The organism is Staphylococcus sp. EG-SA-2 (assembly GCF_017152085.1).
On sequence record NZ_JACYHC010000576.1, the window covers coordinates 1 to 17206 of the forward strand.

A 17206-nucleotide genomic window follows, 5' to 3' on the forward strand; every position below is an offset into this window, starting at 1 on the left:
TTTTCAACAAGTTGCGCTTCAAAACGACCTTTTTGATCAATAGGATCATTTAATTCAGTAAATGCATTTGCATGCTCTCTACCTACAATGAACAATTCGAAACGATCAGTAAATCTAGGATCTTCAGGATTTTTCTTCGCTAAAGGTGAAATTTCAGTCGGATGACCATAGATAAACGTTGGCTGAATAAGTGTTTCTTCAACTTTTTGCTCAAAGAATTCATTTAAAATATGACCATATTTCATTGTATCTTTAATTTCAATACCATGTTCTTTAGCTAAAGCTTTAGCTTCTTCATCACTTTTAACTTCATAAAAATCCACACCAGTAGCTTCTTTTACAGCATCAACAATATGCAAACGAGTCCAAGCAGATTCTAAATCAATCGTTTCCCCATTGTATTGTACTTTTGCAGAACCTAATACTTCATTGGCAATATGTCTCACCATAGATTCTGTTAAATCCATAATGTCATGATAATCTGCATATGCTTCATATAATTCAATCATTGTGAATTCAGGGTTATGTCTAGTTGATACACCTTCATTACGGAATACTCTACCAATTTCATATACTTTTTCAAGTCCACCGACAATTAAACGTTTTAAATGCAACTCAATAGCAATACGCATGTATAACGTTGCATCTAATGCATTATGATGTGTTACAAATGGTCTAGCAGCTGCGCCACCAGCAATTTGGTGCATCATAGGTGTTTCTACTTCCAAGAAACCTTTATTATTTAAATAATTACGCATTTCTTGAATGATTTTACTACGATTAATAAATGTACGAGTGCTATCTTCGTTCGTAATTAAATCTAAATATCTTTGACGATATCTCTGTTCAATATCCTGTAAACCGTGGAATTTATCCGGTAATGGTCGCAATGATTTAGTTAGTAGCGTGAATTTCTTCGCTTTAACCGATAATTCGCCAGTATTTGTTTTGAACATTACACCTTCAACACCAACGATATCGCCTAAATCAGCATTTTTCCATAAATCAAATTCGTCATCGCCAACTTGATCTTTACGAACGTAAATTTGAATTTGTCCAGCTAAGTCCTGAACGTGTGCAAATCCTGCTTTACCTTTACCACGCTTAGTCATTAATCGTCCAGCTATAGCGACATGACTATCCGCTTCTTTTTCTACCAATTCTTCTTTAGAATACTGGTCCCACTCTTCTTTCAAATCACTAGATAAACCTGAACGGTCAAATTTAGAACCAAACGGGTCTATACCAAGATCATATAATTCTTGTAATTTTTGACGTCGAACCAACATTTGGTCATTCATTTCTTCTGACATAACTTTCTCTCCTTTAACTTGTTGTAATCCTTTAGTATTCCAACTGGTACACTCAAACATTTTCCTTTAAAGTTTTATAAAATATCAGACATTTTTGCTCAACATACATCTCTTTCGATGTTTCTAATACTTTATCATTAACCATTACACCTTAAAGTTATGATGTGGCATGTTTTCTTATATTCATAACATCAATTTTATCACTTTTTTAATTTTACAAGAGCTTGTAAATGTAATAAAGCAATTTCTGTTTTCGTTTATGAATTACTTATTCATTTAAAATACGATTATCATTAATACAACCCTAAGTAAATGTATAAAAATTATCTTCCACAAACTTCAACAAAAGCCCAAATAAATTACAGCAATTTATCAAATATTGCTTACTTTGATTTTATGAAATAACTTAATTCTAACACATACTAAATCATCATATACTAATTCGTAATCAAATGCATTTAGAGATAATCAAAATGCGGAAACATCTCCAATAATCAATCATCTATTCCCAATAAATATGAATGTTCTCAACAATACATTATTTATATCTCTTTACACTGTCATCGACAAAAACTAAATCTTTCACTTTCAATTTCGAACGTGGTTCTACGACATTTGCTGCTATATCATTTAATGGGATTAAAACAAATGCACGTTCATTCATTCTCGGATGTGGCACCGACAGTTTTGGTAAATCTATCATTTCTTCTCCATACAACAAAATATCCACATCTAAAGTTCTAGGACCCCATCGTTCCTTTCTAATACGGTGTAAACATTCTTCTGTCTTCAAACAACATTCCAACAGTTGTAATACTGTGAGTGTTGTTTGAATTTCAACACACAAATTTAAAAAGTTAGGTTGCTCAGTATACCCAACTGGTGCTGTTTCATAAATCGGAGAAATATTAGATACGCTAATACCATCATATTCATTCAAAATCTTTATAGCATCGTTTAACTGGCTTTCTCTATCACCAATATTACTACCTAATCCTAAGTATGCTTGAATCATTTATTCTCCCTCACTATTTCGATACCTACTCCATCATAATGACCCGGAATCGGTGGGTTTTCTTTAGTGATTCTCACTTTTGTTTCCATTACACGATTATATTGTGAATTTATACGATTTGCAATACGTTCAGCTAGATGCTCAAGTAAATTAACGGCCTTACCTTCCATAATTGATTTAACCTCTTCGAACACTTCACCATAATGAACTGTATCAATAACATTATCAGTACGCCCAGCTTCAGCTAAGTCTACTTTCAAAGTTACATCCACTTTGAAAATTTGCCCTATTTCATTTTCAGCTGATAAAGCACCATGATATCCATAAAAGCGCATACCTTTAAGAAAGATTGTGTCTTGCATTTTCATTCTCCTTTAAAAAATCTATACCTTTAGCTAATTTAGCATTCAACTCGACATTATGAACGCGTACTGCTCTAACGCCTTTCATAATACCATATGCAGTCGTAGCTGCAGTTACTTCATCTCTTTCAACCGGTGTTGTATCATAACCCATCATCTCTTTAGTGAAACGTTTCCGGCTTGTCGCTAATAAAACTGGATATTCTGTTGCAACAAGTTCATCCAGTCTTGCCATAACTTCGGCTTCTTCATTTCTAGTTTTAGCGAAACCTATACCTGGATCTAGCCAAATTTTATTTGAAGGTATACCAGCTATTTTAGCTTGATGTGCTTGTGCTAACAAAGATGTTAACATTTCTTCGACAACCGGTTCATCACGATTACCATTTCCATTATGCATTAAAATAATTTCCGTGTCATATTTAGCTACAATTTGGAACATACGATGATCATACAGACCCGCCCATTGATCATTAATCATATCAACGCCTAATTTTAAACATGCTTCAGCAACCTCACTTCGAAATGTATCGACTGAAATTTTTACATCAAAACCGACAATAGCTTCAACAACAGGTAATACTCTGTTCAGCTCTTCTTCTAATGTAACCATTTCATGACCGGGTCTCGTTGAAACACCTCCAACATCTATAATGTCAGCACCTTCATCTATCATGGCTTTCACTCTATTTATAGCTGTTTCAACATTATTAAATTTTCCACCATCTGAGAATGAATCAGGTGTGACGTTTAATATGCCCATAATTTTTGTTTTAGTCATGTTAACCACCCTTTAATTATGTATTGTTTAACTCTAATAAAATTTACTCCTGCGATTTACTAGTTATTAATATGTACGTTTATTATCTTATCATTCACTGGATGTTTTTATCAGAAAAATGTTTAATTTAACGCTCATATTTTTAAAATTATACATGGTAGAAAAAAAGAGCAAGTTATCTCAAAAAGATAACTCACTCTTTTAAATGACATTAATTAGTCATCGAATGAATATAAAGGTGTTGATAAGTAGCGTTCACCATTACTCGGCAATACTGTTACTACTGTTTTACCTTTTCCTAATTCTTTTGCTTTTTGAATGGCAGCATAAATCGCAGCACCTGATGAAATACCTGCTAAAATACCTTCCTCTTTAGCAACTCGACGAGACATTTCCATCGCTGTATCATTTCCTACTTTAATAATACTGTCATAGATTTCTGTATTCAAAGTGCCTGGAATAAATCCAGCACCTAAACCTTGTAATTTATGTGGACCTGGCTCACCACCGCTCAATACTGGAGAAGCCTCAGGCTCTATAGCAACAATTTCGATGTTAGGATATTCTTTTTTCAGAACTTTACCTACACCAGATAACGTACCACCAGTACCAACACCAGCTAGGAACGCATCGATAGTTTTCCCTTCAAATTGTTGTAATAACTCAGGACCTGTAGTTAACTCATGAACTTCAGGGTTCGCAGGGTTTTCAAATTGTTGTGGCTCGAAGTAACCATGTTCTTCTTTTAATTCTTTAGCTTTTTTAATTGCACCTTTCATCGCTTCTGATCCAGGCGTTAAAACTAATTCCGCACCGTATGCTTTTAATAAATTACGACGCTCTTGGCTCATTGTTTCGGGCATAGTAAATACTGCTTTATATCCTTTAGCAGCACATAAAAATGCTAAACCGATACCTGTATTACCACTTGTTGGTTCTACAATTGTGTCGCCAGGTTTAATTTTGCCTTCTCGCTCTGCTTTTTCAATCATTGCTAAAGCAATTCTATCCTTTACAGAACCACCTGGATTTTGATATTCCAATTTTACATAAACATCTGCTGCATTGTCATCTACTACATTTCTCAATTTGACTACCGGTGTACCGCCAATAATTTGAGTAATATTATCTACTGGTTTTTGTGCCATTAAGAACACTCCTTTTTAGTTAGTTGTTGAAATCTTAGTTTATTTATCGGATATAGAATTATTTTATCAAATAAATTCTAGAAAGCAAACAAAATCACTAAGGATTATACAACTATTTAGTTCTACATTTCACTAAACCGCTAAAAATAAACATTTTAGCGTATTGATTTAAATTAAATTACGCTAAACTTTCTAGCAACACGTTTAATTCTTCTTCAGTATATTTATATTTATTTCCACAGAAATGACATACTGCTTCAGCACCATGATCTTCTTTAATCATATTTTGAATCTCAGCCTCGCCCAATCCTTTAATAGCATTTAAAAATTTCTCATGACTACAATTACATTCAAATTGAACAGGCATTTTCTCTAAAATTTGCACATGGTCTTCACCTAAGATTTCGTTTAGTAATCCTTCTGGCGTTAATCCTTGTTCAATTAATTTAGAAACTGGTGTCATTTCACTAATTGCTTTTTCTAATTTTGAAATTGTTTCATCTTTGGCACCTGGCATAACTTGAATGATAAATCCTCCTGCTGCTTTAATCGTATTATCAGGATTTACCAATACACCAAGACCTACCGATGAAGGTGTTTGTTCACTTGTAGCATAATAATAAGTAAAATCTTCACCAAGTTCTCCTGAAACAATTGGACTTGCTCCAGAGAAATAGTCTTTCATTCCAACGTCTTTAACAACCATAATAGATCCATTTGTCCCTACTGCTCGTCTTACATCAAGTTTACCTTGCTCATTTAATGGAAAATGAGTTTGTGGATGGTCTACATAAGCACGCACCTCGCCTTTAGCATTTGCATCGGCAATAATTCGTCCAATAGGTCCTTGGCCATCTACAGTGACAGTTAATTTTTGATCACCTTTCAACATTGCGCCCATCATAGCTGTTGCTGTCATTGTTCTTCCCATTGCAGCAGATGCTGTCGGCCATGTATAATGTCTCGTTTGTGCTTCTTGAACAGTTTCAGTTGTCAAAGCAGCATAAGCCCTAATCTCCCCATCAAATGCTAATGCTTTAACAATATAATCGTGTGTCATTATTTCAATCTCCTCTATTACTCTATATTTTAAAATTACTTTACTTCATAAAATGCAACAATTGTACTTATTCTACACCCATCATTCTAAATAATGAAGTAACTTGTTTTACAATTATTTTCTGCTATAACAATTCAATGACTTAAAATCTAATACGTATTTTTAAAAACGATAAAAGTACCTCTTTCTATAACTTTATCATAGAAAGAGGTACTGAATATAATCGATTATTTATTGTCTGGGTGATTTGGATCGTAAGGTTTTTCGATATTTGGGGCTTGTCGATGTGCTGGTTCATCTTTTTCATCAGATTTATCAGCTTCTTTTTTATCCTCAGCAATATCTTTTTCTTCTTTACGATCTTCACTTTCGTCACGTTGTCCATCTTCTAATTGCTCTTTACGAATCTCTTCATAAGATTTACCGAATTTACCATCATTAAATTCAGAATCTTCATCTTTAACAACTTTAGCTGCATCATAATCAATTTCAGGTAATTTACCTTCGTAGAATAATGATTGAATTTGTTCAGCAACTAATGTTTCTTCTGTTAATAATGTTTCAGCAATTAAAATTAATTGTTCTTTGTGCTCTAATAAAATTTGTTTACAACGTTCGTATTGTTCTTTAACGATTCGTTGAACTTCTTTATCAATTTCATATGCGATTTGGCTTGAATAATTAGGCTCACCTTGCATATCTTTACCTAAGAATACTTGACCATTGCTATGACCGAACTGTAATGGTCCTAATTTTTTACTCATACCATATTGCGTAACCATTGAGCGTGCGATTTGTGTTGCACGTTCGAAGTCATTTGAAGCACCTGTTGATACTTCGTTAAAGTTAATATCTTCTGATACACGTCCACCAAGTAAACCACAGATTTTATCTAATAACTCTTGTTCAGTCATTAAGAAACGATCTTGTTTAGGTAGCATCATTGCATAACCACCTGCTTGTCCACGTGGAACAATAGTAACTTTATGCACTACTTCTGCCTCATCAAGTACCATACCGATAATTGTATGACCAGCTTCGTGATGAGCAACAATATTACGTTCTTTCTTAGAAATAACTCGAGATTTCTTAGCAGGTCCGGCTATAACTCTATCCGTTGCCTCTTCGATATCTCTCATGTCAATTTTCTTTTTACCTTCACGTACAGCAATTAAAGATGCTTCATTTAATAAGTTCTCTAAATCAGCACCTGAGAAACCAGGTGTACGTTGTGAAATTGCTTTTAAATCAACCGTTTCATCAAGTGGTTTGTTTTTAGCATGAACATGAAGAATTGCTTCACGGCCTTTCACATCTGGACGACCAACTTGAATTTGTCTATCAAAACGACCTGGACGTAATAAGGCTGGGTCAAGGATATCAGGACGGTTTGTAGCAGCTATCATAATGATACCTTCATTTTCACCGAAACCATCCATTTCAACTAATAATTGGTTTAGGGTTTGTTCACGTTCATCATGACCGCCACCAACACCTGCACCACGTTGACGACCAACAGCATCAATCTCATCGATAAAGATGATACAAGGCGCGTTTTTCTTAGCATTATCGAATAAGTCACGAACACGGCTCGCACCAACACCAACAAACATCTCTACAAAGTCTGAACCACTAATAGAGAAGAATGGTGCGCCAGCTTCACCTGCAACCGCTCTAGCAAGTAATGTTTTACCAGTACCTGGAGGTCCAACAAGTAAGACACCTTTAGGAATCCTAGATCCCATTTCTTTGAATTTTTTATTATCTTTCAAGAAATCAACAATTTCAATTAATTCTTGTTTTTCTTCATCTGCCCCTGCTACATCAGAGAAACGAACACGACGTTTATTATTATCGTACATTTTTGCTTTAGATTTACCAAAGTTCATCATACGACCGCCACTACCGCCACCTTGTGCTTGGCTTAGGAAGAAAATAAATAATAACGCTATGACTACAACTGGAATTAATGTTGAAAGTATACTCACAAAGACACTTTGTTTTTCTTCTTCTTTAATCGTTAATTTTACACCGTTTTGCTTTTTAGCAGCATCAGTAATTTTTTGTAATTCTTTTTCGTTGTTATATAAAATAGTTGATGAATAGTCTTCATCATTTTTCGTTTTACCACTTACCATATAGACATTTTGTTGTGGTTGGATTTCTAAAGTTTTAAGGTCACCTTTTTCCAACTTCTCAGTAAATTGATTATATGTAAGCTGTTTCGGCATATTTCCATTACCGTTTAAATATGAAAATAGACCAAAAATAATAACGCCTATTATTACGATAACTAGCACATTGCGAAAAGCTTTCTGCATGCGTCATTTCCTCCTACTTCCCATAATAAAACTAACAAAAATTGTAACATATGACATGTTTTATAAGCTAGTAATTGAGCTTAACATCAATGTCATTCACACCCGTATTAGTTTTATCAATCTCTATATTTTTCAACTTTTCAAGACATATGTCTTGTCTAAAATTAAATATATATGAAATACATTTTTCATATTTTTGAGTCTACACTATTATTTCTCAAACGCATAGTAATAATAACTGAAATTGATTAAAAAATTAATTTGAATACACTTCAGGTTTTAACGTACCGATATATGGTAAGTTTCGGTATAATTCACGATAATCTAAACCGTAACCAACAACAAATTCATCTGGTATTTTTTTACCTACATACTTAGCTTCAATGTCCGCTTTACGACGGTTTGGTTTATCTAATAAAGTAACTATTTCTAATGAATTAACTTTTCTAGATTGTAATAATTCAGTAATTGACTTAAGTGTAGTACCAGTCTCTAAGATATCTTCAATAATTAATACGTCTTTATTTTCAATAGAAGAACCTAAATCTTTAATGATTTGAACTTCACCAGTTGACTCAGTGCCTCCGTGATAACTAGAAACATCCATGAAATCAATTGATAAATGGGTATCAATTCGTTTAATTAAATCTGACATAAACATTGCTGAGCCTTTTAAGATACCCACGCATACTAATGGTTTACCTTGATAATCCTTTGTTAATTGTGCTCCCAATTCCTTACAGATATTTTGAATATCTTCTTCAGTTAACAATACTTCTTTCAAATCATTATGCATAACGCTATTCATCTCCATTTTTACTAATTATAATCCATTTTTTTATTGTTTGTTGTTGATATAAATCTCCTACCGCAATAATGCGCTGTTGTTTATCCAATACGATTGGCATTTGATCCCGAACCCACTGTGGCACTTTACAATCTATAAACAGGCGATTCACTTTCTTATAACCATCGCGCCCATTCAGTTTAAATGTATCGCCACTTTGTCGTGTTCTCACTGTAAGCGGAAATAAACATTTTGGTAAATTAGAATGTATCTCTAATCGATATTTGTTAAAAAAATAATTACCTGGCTTTTTAATTGTTTGAACTCTAAAATATGTATCGCCATTATTTTTAGCCATTATTATTAATTTACCATATGCGATTTGAATTATCCATTTATCCGTGAGATTAATACTGAATTGTGCTTTCTTACTACTAAATTGTTTAAACCACTCTTCGTATGTTTTAGCACTAATATTAAACAACTCATAATACTTTGATAATAGGCAGTCCAACACAACCATCTTTAATGAGTTTGGTAAGTTATTAAAAGCTTGTCTAGAAACCTCTAAATATTTTGACTGTTCATCAAACTTCACAAATTCTTGAATAAATTGTTTAGCTGAATATTGCAAAATATCATATTGTTCATCATGCCATTGTTTTAATTTTAATAAATGCGATGCTTTAAGTTGATTATTTTCATCAATAGCTGGAATAATTCTATTACGAATATCATTTCTAACATATTTGTTATCTTTATTAGATTCATCTTCAAAATATGGAATATGATATCTCTCTTGGAATTGTTTTATTTCTTTTTTAGAGACAGCTAAAAGTGGTCGATAAATCTGATAACCTTTTCGCTTCGATAACTCATCAAATCCTAGTTTATTACGCGTTGATTTCCCATTAAAAATACGATACATAATAGTTTCTAATTGATCGTCCAAATGATGCGCCGTTAGCAATACATCCGCTTCTAATACATTCATCATTTCATCAAACCATTCGTAACGTTTAATTCGAGCTTCATTCTGAATGCTGTTATTTCGGTCGAGACTATGCGACAAATCTAACTTTTTGATATGTAAATCAATGTGATGACGTTCGCAGTATGCTTCTAAAAATCTGGCTTCCTCAATTGAAGCTGACCTAACGCCATGATTGACATGTAAGCATGTTAGTTTTCTATAACTATCTTTATAATCATTTAGTAGTTGATACAATAAACACATACTATCAATACCTGTAGAAACAGCGACAACAATATGGTCATCAACATGCCAACCATTACTATTTAACTGCATAACATCACCTCACTTTTACAATTTTCAAAAATGGTATAAGTCTTAGTTATATCATTACAAATAAAAGAGACTGCTCCTTATTTAAGAAACAGTCTTAGATTGTCTAACGCTGCAATCGATTATTCGATACGCATCATTCTAAATATATTCCTTATCGAAACAGTCTTTATTTATTTTAATTAACGTCTTGAACCTTTGCCACCGCGTCTAGATTCTGTTTGACGTTTGATTGAAGTTAATTTATCTTCACTATCTTTTAAGAAATTGCTTAATTTCTTTTCAAAATCTTCGGCTTTTTGCACTGGTTTTTGATGACTTGGTTTACTCGTATGTTGTCTACGTGGACGGTCTTTAGCTTTCTTAATTGAAAGACTAATTTTTCCATCATCAGCAATAGATAATACTTTCACGTCTACTTCATCACCAACAGAAAGGTGCTCTTCTACGTTTTCAACATAATTATCTGCGACTTCACTAATGTGAACTAAACCACTTTTTCCTTCAGGTAATTCTACGAATGCACCAAACTTTTTAATACCAGTGACTTTACCTTTAAGCTTATTTCCAACTTCGATTGACATATGTTAAATAAATCCTCCCGATTTGATTCGATTTTCCCTTATTATATCCTTGTTTGGATTTTTTCACAATGTCTATACTCGGATAATTTTGAATCAATTTGGATTTATTTTTTCGAAGATTTTGAGCTAGACGAATCTTTGTCTTCTGGCAACCTAAAAATCACTTCACCTTTGTTGCTTAAGTAATAATCATCACGCGCAATTTTTTCAATGTAATCTTTGTCATTCAGATTATTCAACTTTTCTTTTAACGCAATTTCTTCATTTTGTTGCTTTTGAAACTGTGCTTCTTTCGCTTTTCGCTCCTGTGCATCAATATCATTGCGATGTTTTTGGACAACAAGCAAGATTGATAAAACAACAATTATCGCAAGTAATACGCCCGCAAATACTGTAATACGCCTACGAACAACACGCATTTTCATTTTTTGACGTTGTTTTTTCTTGTTCTCTTGCGACGTGTACTGATTTTCTATATGTTCTACTTTATTTTTCATTGCTTGTCACCTCCAATTTACGCTTCTTCAAGTCGACGCTCTTCAATGATTTCATACATGCCCTTCGCGTTATCTTTAGATGCATGTTCATTTAATGCAGTTACTTTAACTGTTACTAATTTTTGACCAAAGCGAATCGTCAGCACATCTTCAACTTTAACATCCGATCCAGCTTTAGCAACATTACCATTTATTGTAATTCTACCTTGATCACTTACTTCTTTTGCTAGCGTACGTCGCTTTATTAACCGTGATACTTTTAAATATTTATCTAATCTCATGTATTACTCTCCCCTTTTTCTAGCCACTGCTTTAACGAGGCCTCATCAAATGACTTATCCTTCGTCTTCTCATATAAATTTAAAAAATGCTCTGCAAATACTTTTTCAAATTTAACTCTTGGCTGTTTACCTTCAGCATCTTTCGCCTTAGACCAAATTTCTTTTAAGTCATCGATAGTTTCAGCATTGGCATCACCAAATATGTGTGGGTGTCTACGAATCATTTTAGCATTAAGACTTGTAATCACTTCTTTAATGTCGATATACCCTTCTTTTTTACCAATACTAGTATGCAATAACACTTGTAATAAAATATCTCCTAGTTCTTCAATCATATGCCAATCATCTTCATTGTCAATAGCTTCGAACAATTCAAATGTTTCTTCAAGTAAATAACGCTTAAGCGTTTCATGCGTTTGCACTTTATCCCATGGACAACCTTTATCTTCATCAACTAAAGTATCAATCACTTCCGTTGCAAAATCAAAGTCATGATACAAATATGTCGATGTTATGATTTTTGGTACGAATACACTCGTCAAATTATTGAATGCATTTTCATCATGATCCAATTCATATAATGGGCATGTCACAACGTTATCCGCACCATCGCTTCGTGCACCAGTGACAATTTGAACAGGGTAATCATCAGGATATCGTTCCATTAAAGTGATTTTCAAATTAGCAGCAACCATTGCACTATAAACTTGTGTAATCAATGTATGCGTTCTAACATTAAGTGTTACTTCTTGTAATGATGTCGCATCTAACAGTGTGAAGCCATCATTTGGATCTACATTAACTGCTTCAAACACATCATCAATAAAGCTTTTACCACCTAAAACTTTCACATCTATATCAGTATTGTCCTTTGCTAAAGCCAGTAATTTCACTGTAGTTGTCTCAGCAACTCTAGGATGACCCGGAACCGCATAGACAATATCTTTTTCATTAGCAGCTTCAACCAATTGCGCCACAATATCGTTATAGACATCTTCAAATTGGTCATGTGCTTCATAAACATGGTCAAAACTCTGAAATGTTAATTCATCTTGCAATGATTCTATAACTGGATGATCTAACGTTCTTGCATAAACTTTATCTTGTGTCTTTAAAAATTTATATATCCCTAGCGGCAAATCATCAATGCCATAGTTTCCTAAGCCAACAATCGTAATGGTATGTGCCATCAACGTCTTCCTTTCTTAATTTGATACAACTTTGAACCAAATGGTAAATAAGTTAACTCTTTATATGTCAAAACATTAAATCTAAAAATATAGAAAAACAATGCAATGATACCTAATACTGCTGCACATAATAATTCAATGAGTCCAGTGAATCTACCGTGTGTTGTCACTATGTTTAACACGCATTGAACAACAATCGACATAAATACCATACCTAAAACAACATTGATAAAAAATCGTCTCATCGCATGTAAGTGGTATTTTCTCGTGACAGCAATATGGATAATCGTACCGAATATAATTAATGATACAACAGTACTAATGCTCGCACCAATAATGCCACTTAAACGAATCAAAATGATATTAAGTATAAATTTAATAACCAATCCTGCCGTCATACCAACAAAAATAGGTCTCACAGCATGTTGCGCTTGTAATAAAGCCATATCCATCATAATTAACGATACACAAATGACCGTAATCATATAAACACTTAACGTTAAGGTTAAATCATTCGTCTTAAAAAACACACCGTTCATTAAAGGCAATAAATTAATTAATCCTATTCCCGCTGCTGTACTTATTAAAATCGTAATCTTTAATGACGCATTTGCATAACGATTCATAAGTACCTGATTATTCATTTTGATTGCGTCACTTAACAGAGGAATGAGCGCAAAACTAAATGTTGTAGTTACAATCAATCCCATCTGAATAAATGATGCACCACGGTCATAGACTCCTTTTTCAGTTATGGCAACATCGAATGGCACGCGTATCGCTTGAAGTGACTTAATAATAGTAACACTATCAATCACTTGCCATAAAATTACGATTAATTGACTGATAGCGAAAATCAAAACCGAAAGTGCGAACTGTTTCCAAACAATCTTTGCAGTGTTATTTACCATTTTAAACTTAAAAGGTCGGTGCGCTACTAAATAAATTGAAGAACCTAAAAAACCTATCGTTGATGCTAAAATAGCAATTGTTCCCGCTTCATATATCGTCCAACCTCTGTCTACAAAAATAACAATAGTAACAATGATAATACCTACTCGTATAACTTGTTCTATAACCTGGGAAATAGCCGGAACTGTCATATTATTTGCAGATTGATAATAACCTCTTAACACGCCAAGCATACCTATAAATATAAAGCTTAAACTTGCTGCTTGAATCATTGGTGTTAAATGGCTATCACCCATCATATGTGCAATATTGTTCGCAAACACAAAAATAGCAATAAATAATAATATACCAACTAATTGTATATAAGCGACCGCTTTTGCATATGCTTCGTCACTATGATACTTCCCTATATTTTGTGTAATTGCACTAGGAATGGCATTCATCGATAATATCATTCCTAATGCTACAATTGGATACACTTGTTGATATGCATACAAACCTGTATCACCTAATATATTTTGATATGGAATTCGATATACAGCACTCAGAATTTTAATGACAATTAATGCAGCAGTTAACACGACAACGCCATTAAATGCTTCTTTATGCTTCATCACTGATTCTCATGCTTTCTTCAATGCACTTAACTAAAAACTTCAAACTATCAAGCCATTGATTTTGTTTCGTTAAAGTAATTGTCATTGCATTATTTTGAACACCAACCTTCATTGTTCTACCTAAAGGTTGTGTTGCTTTGAACAGCACTTCGCCATCAATATTTTCAGTGGCTTTTACAGATAAATGAATATCAATTATTTTCCCTTTATCTTTAATCAACGTGATACCTGAATGTAATGCGTGTACTTTTATTTCCACTATATCAAGCAAACGTGCTACTTCAACAGGATAATCATTAAAACGATCAATTAATTCATCTTTAATGTCGATAATTTGATCAAATGTTTCAGTTTTTCGTAGCTTTTTATAAATTTCAATTTTAGCTTGTTCATTTGCAATATATTCTGTTGGCAAATATGCATCCAAGTTTAAATCAACTTCGACTTCTGGCACCTCAGATTCTGGTTCCTTAATACCACGTTTTTCATTTACAGCTTCTTCTAACATTTGACTGTACAAATCAAATCCAACTGTATCAATAAAGCCGTGCTGTTGTTTACCTAACAAATTACCAGCACCACGAATGTTCAAATCACGCATCGCAATCTTAAATCCTGAGCCTAACTCCGTAAATTCTTTAATCGCTTGTAATCGATCTTCTGCAGTCTCAGTTAGTACCTTATTTGCTGGATGTAAGAAGTATGCATAACCAATACGACTTGAACGACCAACACGACCTCTTAATTGATACAACTGACTCAATCCAAAGCGATCTGCATCTTCAATGATCAAAGTATTTGCATTTGGGACATCGACACCTGTTTCAATAATCGTCGTCGTTACTAAAATATCATATTCATTATTGATAAAACTTAACATCGTTTCTTCTAAATCGCGCTCTGTCATTTGTCCATGAGCAACTGCAATGTTAGCATCTGGCATTAACATCTGGAGTTGTTCTCGTTTTTCATAAATGGATTGCACTTTATTATAAAGATAAAACACTTGGCCATCACGGGATAGTTCTCTTTCTAAAGCTTCTTTGATAAAACTCATGTTCTGTTCTAATACATATGTTTGAACTGGGAAACGATTTTCTGGCGGCGTTTCAATCACTGACAAATCGCGCACACCTAGCATACTCATATGCAATGTTCTAGGTATTGGGGTTGCAGTCAATGTTAGTACATCTACATTATGTTTTAATGTTTTAATACGCTCTTTATGGCGTACACCAAATCGTTGTTCTTCATCTACAATCAACAGCCCTAAATCTTTATACTGTATATCTTTACTAAGTAATTTGTGTGTACCAACAACTATGTCAACAAACCCAGTTTTAAGTCCTTCCTTAGTTTGTTTTATCTCTTTCGGCGTTCTAAAACGACTCATTAATTGAATTTCAACAGGAAAATCTTGCATACGCTCAATTAACGTCTCATAATGTTGCTGAGCTAAAATAGTTGTAGGAACTAAAAATGCAACTTGCTTTCCTTCCATTACAGCTTTGAATGCTGCTCTCACTGCAACTTCAGTTTTACCATAACCAACATCACCACATAGCAAGCGATCCATTGGACGCGATTTTTGCATGTCATCTTTAATTTCATCGATAGATTTAGCTTGGTCAGGCGTAAGTTCATATGGAAAATCTAATTCAAATGTTGTTTGCTCAGCTGTGTCTTCCCCATATTGATAACCTTCTGCCATTTCTCTTTCTTTATATAAATCAATCAACTCTTCAGCAATATCTTCAACACTTTGTTGAACTTTTGCTTTTGTTTTTTTCCATTCACTGCCACCGAGTTTATTTAATTTTGGCGTCTTATCTTCCGAAGCTACATATTTTTGAACTTGATCCATTTGATCTACTGGAACAAATAGTTGATCCGTACCTTTATATTGCAATTTAATATAATCACGATGCGTTTGCCCCACTTCGAGCGTCTCAACACCTAAATATCTACCAACACCATGATGCACATGAACAATATAATCTCCCACATTTAAATCTTGGTAAGACTTAATTTTTTCAGCATTTGAGATAGCTTTCGTACGTTTTCGTTGCTTTTTCTGTTTTGATTTAAAAAGCTCACGCTCAGTAATGACAACTAATCCCATATCAGGTAGTTCAAATCCTTCAGATAAACTGCCTTCAATAATCACTGCTTGCCCCGATGACATTGAGCGATGCAATTTTGTTATTGATGGAATATGCATTTCACTTAACATCGCTTGCATACGTTCAACTTTAGTTTCAGTTTCGACCAAAACCACGATATGATAATTTTGATTGACATATCGTTGAAATTCAGAACGCATAATGTCATATTGCCCATAAAATTGTTGGACAGGTTTACATGAAAATTTAATAATATGATTTAGTTTTATCGGCATTGTTGTAGCGAATAATGAAAAATAAGTGACAGGATAGCCTTCAATCAATGTTTCAAAATCATCATATTTTATAAAACTTTGTCCTATAAATCCATTACCACTTTCAATAATATTGCTAATAAACGAATCAGACTCTACTGTTAAACTTTCTTCAGTTTCTTTAATACGATTAAATTCATCAACTGCAATGATTGCATCTTTTTGGAAATACTCAATAATTGTCGAAGGTGTTTCATACATAAACGCTACTAAACGACGTAGTATTTGATGATCAAAGTATGTACTTTCGAATAATTTAAAGCTTTCATACGTTTCTTTCAGATCATTGCGCACTGATTTATCTATTTTGGGTCTTGTATTTTCATATGCAGTTTTCAACTCTTCTTTAAGATGTCTAATCACTTCTTCAGTAATGATATAATCACTTGCAGTTGTGATATCGACTTCTTCAATATTATCTTTGGAACGCTGCGTTTCAACATCAAAATCGCGAATAGAATCAATTTCGGTATCAAATAGCTCAATTCTGATTGGTTCCCCAATTAGCGGAAAGATATCGATAATACCTCCTCGCAATGAGAATTCACCAATATGCGATACCACGGATTCCCGTTTGTACCCCATATTAACTAAT

The 17206-nt window shown here is 33.6% G+C and carries 16 protein-coding genes; all 16 read right to left on the bottom strand.

Translation table 11 applies throughout. The features are described from left to right. Positions 1 to 1313, bottom strand: a 1313-nt coding sequence (gene lysS, locus IDG60_RS09915) for a lysine--tRNA ligase (RefSeq protein ID WP_206160660.1), incomplete at its 3' end; no start/stop codon positions are given. Between the two features lie 52 nt (positions 1314 to 1365). Next, on the bottom strand, positions 1366 to 1458 hold the full coding sequence (locus IDG60_RS09920; protein ID WP_001790128.1) for a hypothetical protein: 93 nt from the start codon (positions 1456 to 1458) through the stop codon (positions 1366 to 1368). 393 nt (positions 1459 to 1851) lie between these two features. Then, positions 1852 to 2328 carry a 2-amino-4-hydroxy-6-hydroxymethyldihydropteridine diphosphokinase gene (folK, locus tag IDG60_RS09925; RefSeq protein WP_000613722.1) on the bottom strand — a complete coding sequence of 159 codons (477 nt, stop codon included), beginning with the start codon at positions 2326 to 2328 and terminating at the stop codon, positions 1852 to 1854. Next, positions 2325 to 2690, bottom strand: coding sequence for a dihydroneopterin aldolase (folB, locus tag IDG60_RS09930; protein WP_001154302.1), 366 nt, complete (start codon positions 2688 to 2690; stop codon positions 2325 to 2327). The genes folK and folB overlap by 4 nt, the downstream gene beginning before the upstream one ends. Continuing rightward, on the bottom strand, positions 2668 to 3471 hold the full coding sequence (gene folP, locus IDG60_RS09935; RefSeq protein WP_000167945.1) for a dihydropteroate synthase: 804 nt from the start codon (positions 3469 to 3471) through the stop codon (positions 2668 to 2670). Before folP ends, folB begins: the two co-directional genes overlap by 23 nt. 215 nt (positions 3472 to 3686) lie before the next feature. Then, the gene (gene cysK, locus IDG60_RS09940) at positions 3687 to 4619 is read right to left on the bottom strand and encodes a cysteine synthase A (RefSeq protein WP_103182733.1); all 933 of its coding nucleotides are present in this window, start codon (positions 4617 to 4619) and stop codon (positions 3687 to 3689) included. 178 nt (positions 4620 to 4797) lie between these two features. Continuing rightward, positions 4798 to 5679 (bottom strand): Hsp33 family molecular chaperone HslO, encoded by an 882-nt coding sequence (hslO, locus tag IDG60_RS09945; protein WP_000148605.1) that lies wholly within the window; start codon positions 5677 to 5679, stop codon positions 4798 to 4800. Positions 5680 to 5906: 227 nt separating this feature from the next. Then, positions 5907 to 8000, bottom strand: a complete 2094-nt coding sequence (gene ftsH / locus IDG60_RS09950) for an ATP-dependent zinc metalloprotease FtsH (RefSeq protein WP_001167888.1) — start codon at positions 7998 to 8000, stop codon at positions 5907 to 5909. Between the two features lie 256 nt (positions 8001 to 8256). Further along, positions 8257 to 8796 carry a hypoxanthine phosphoribosyltransferase gene (gene hpt / locus IDG60_RS09955; protein WP_000551283.1) on the bottom strand — a complete coding sequence of 180 codons (540 nt, stop codon included), beginning with the start codon at positions 8794 to 8796 and terminating at the stop codon, positions 8257 to 8259. Positions 8797 to 8800: 4 nt separating this feature from the next. Then, positions 8801 to 10096 (bottom strand): tRNA lysidine(34) synthetase TilS, encoded by a 1296-nt coding sequence (tilS, locus tag IDG60_RS09960; protein WP_206160661.1) that lies wholly within the window; start codon positions 10094 to 10096, stop codon positions 8801 to 8803. Positions 10097 to 10275: 179 nt separating this feature from the next. Then, positions 10276 to 10677: a S1 domain-containing RNA-binding protein gene (locus IDG60_RS09965; RefSeq protein ID WP_000021445.1), complete on the bottom strand. Its 402-nt coding sequence runs from the start codon at positions 10675 to 10677 to the stop codon at positions 10276 to 10278. Positions 10678 to 10781: 104 nt separating this feature from the next. Further along, positions 10782 to 11174 (bottom strand): cell division protein DivIC, encoded by a 393-nt coding sequence (divIC, locus tag IDG60_RS09970; RefSeq protein WP_000792417.1) that lies wholly within the window; start codon positions 11172 to 11174, stop codon positions 10782 to 10784. A 17-nt stretch (positions 11175 to 11191) separates the two neighbouring features. Continuing rightward, positions 11192 to 11455 (bottom strand): RNA-binding S4 domain-containing protein, encoded by a 264-nt coding sequence (locus IDG60_RS09975; protein ID WP_001234988.1) that lies wholly within the window; start codon positions 11453 to 11455, stop codon positions 11192 to 11194. After that, positions 11452 to 12645, bottom strand: coding sequence for a MazG nucleotide pyrophosphohydrolase domain-containing protein (locus tag IDG60_RS09980; protein ID WP_000951444.1), 1194 nt, complete (start codon positions 12643 to 12645; stop codon positions 11452 to 11454). The genes IDG60_RS09975 and IDG60_RS09980 overlap by 4 nt, the downstream gene beginning before the upstream one ends. Beyond that, entirely contained in the window at positions 12645 to 14171 is a 1527-nt protein-coding gene (locus tag IDG60_RS09985; protein WP_000680740.1) for a polysaccharide biosynthesis protein, read from the bottom strand. Before IDG60_RS09985 ends, IDG60_RS09980 begins: the two co-directional genes overlap by 1 nt. Next, positions 14161 to 17206 (bottom strand): transcription-repair coupling factor (gene mfd / locus IDG60_RS09990; RefSeq protein WP_206160662.1); only part of this gene is annotated, 3046 nt, incomplete at its 5' end. The genes IDG60_RS09985 and mfd, both read right to left, overlap by 11 nt.

Bases quoted from the DNA above. Each gene is read 5' to 3' on its own strand.
- IDG60_RS09975 (WP_001234988.1), bottom strand. From the start codon at position 11,455: ATGAGATTAGATAAATATTTAAAAGTATCACGGTTAATAAAGCGACGT.
- ftsH (WP_001167888.1), bottom strand. From the start codon at position 8,000: ATGCAGAAAGCTTTTCGCAATGTGCTAGTTATCGTAATAATAGGCGTT.
- folP (WP_000167945.1), bottom strand. From the start codon at position 3,471: ATGACTAAAACAAAAATTATGGGCATATTAAACGTCACACCTGATTCA.
- hpt (WP_000551283.1), bottom strand. From the start codon at position 8,796: ATGCATAATGATTTGAAAGAAGTATTGTTAACTGAAGAAGATATTCAA.
- IDG60_RS09980 (WP_000951444.1), bottom strand. From the start codon at position 12,645: ATGGCACATACCATTACGATTGTTGGCTTAGGAAACTATGGCATTGAT.
- IDG60_RS09965 (WP_000021445.1), bottom strand. From the start codon at position 10,677: ATGTCAATCGAAGTTGGAAATAAGCTTAAAGGTAAAGTCACTGGTATT.
- divIC (WP_000792417.1), bottom strand. From the start codon at position 11,174: ATGAAAAATAAAGTAGAACATATAGAAAATCAGTACACGTCGCAAGAG.
- folB (WP_001154302.1), bottom strand. From the start codon at position 2,690: ATGCAAGACACAATCTTTCTTAAAGGTATGCGCTTTTATGGATATCAT.
- tilS (WP_206160661.1), bottom strand. From the start codon at position 10,096: ATGCAGTTAAATAGTAATGGTTGGCATGTTGATGACCATATTGTTGTC.
- IDG60_RS09920 (WP_001790128.1), bottom strand. From the start codon at position 1,458: ATGGTTAATGATAAAGTATTAGAAACATCGAAAGAGATGTATGTTGAG.
- hslO (WP_000148605.1), bottom strand. From the start codon at position 5,679: ATGACACACGATTATATTGTTAAAGCATTAGCATTTGATGGGGAGATT.
- cysK (WP_103182733.1), bottom strand. From the start codon at position 4,619: ATGGCACAAAAACCAGTAGATAATATTACTCAAATTATTGGCGGTACA.
- IDG60_RS09985 (WP_000680740.1), bottom strand. From the start codon at position 14,171: ATGAAGCATAAAGAAGCATTTAATGGCGTTGTCGTGTTAACTGCTGCA.
- folK (WP_000613722.1), bottom strand. From the start codon at position 2,328: ATGATTCAAGCATACTTAGGATTAGGTAGTAATATTGGTGATAGAGAA.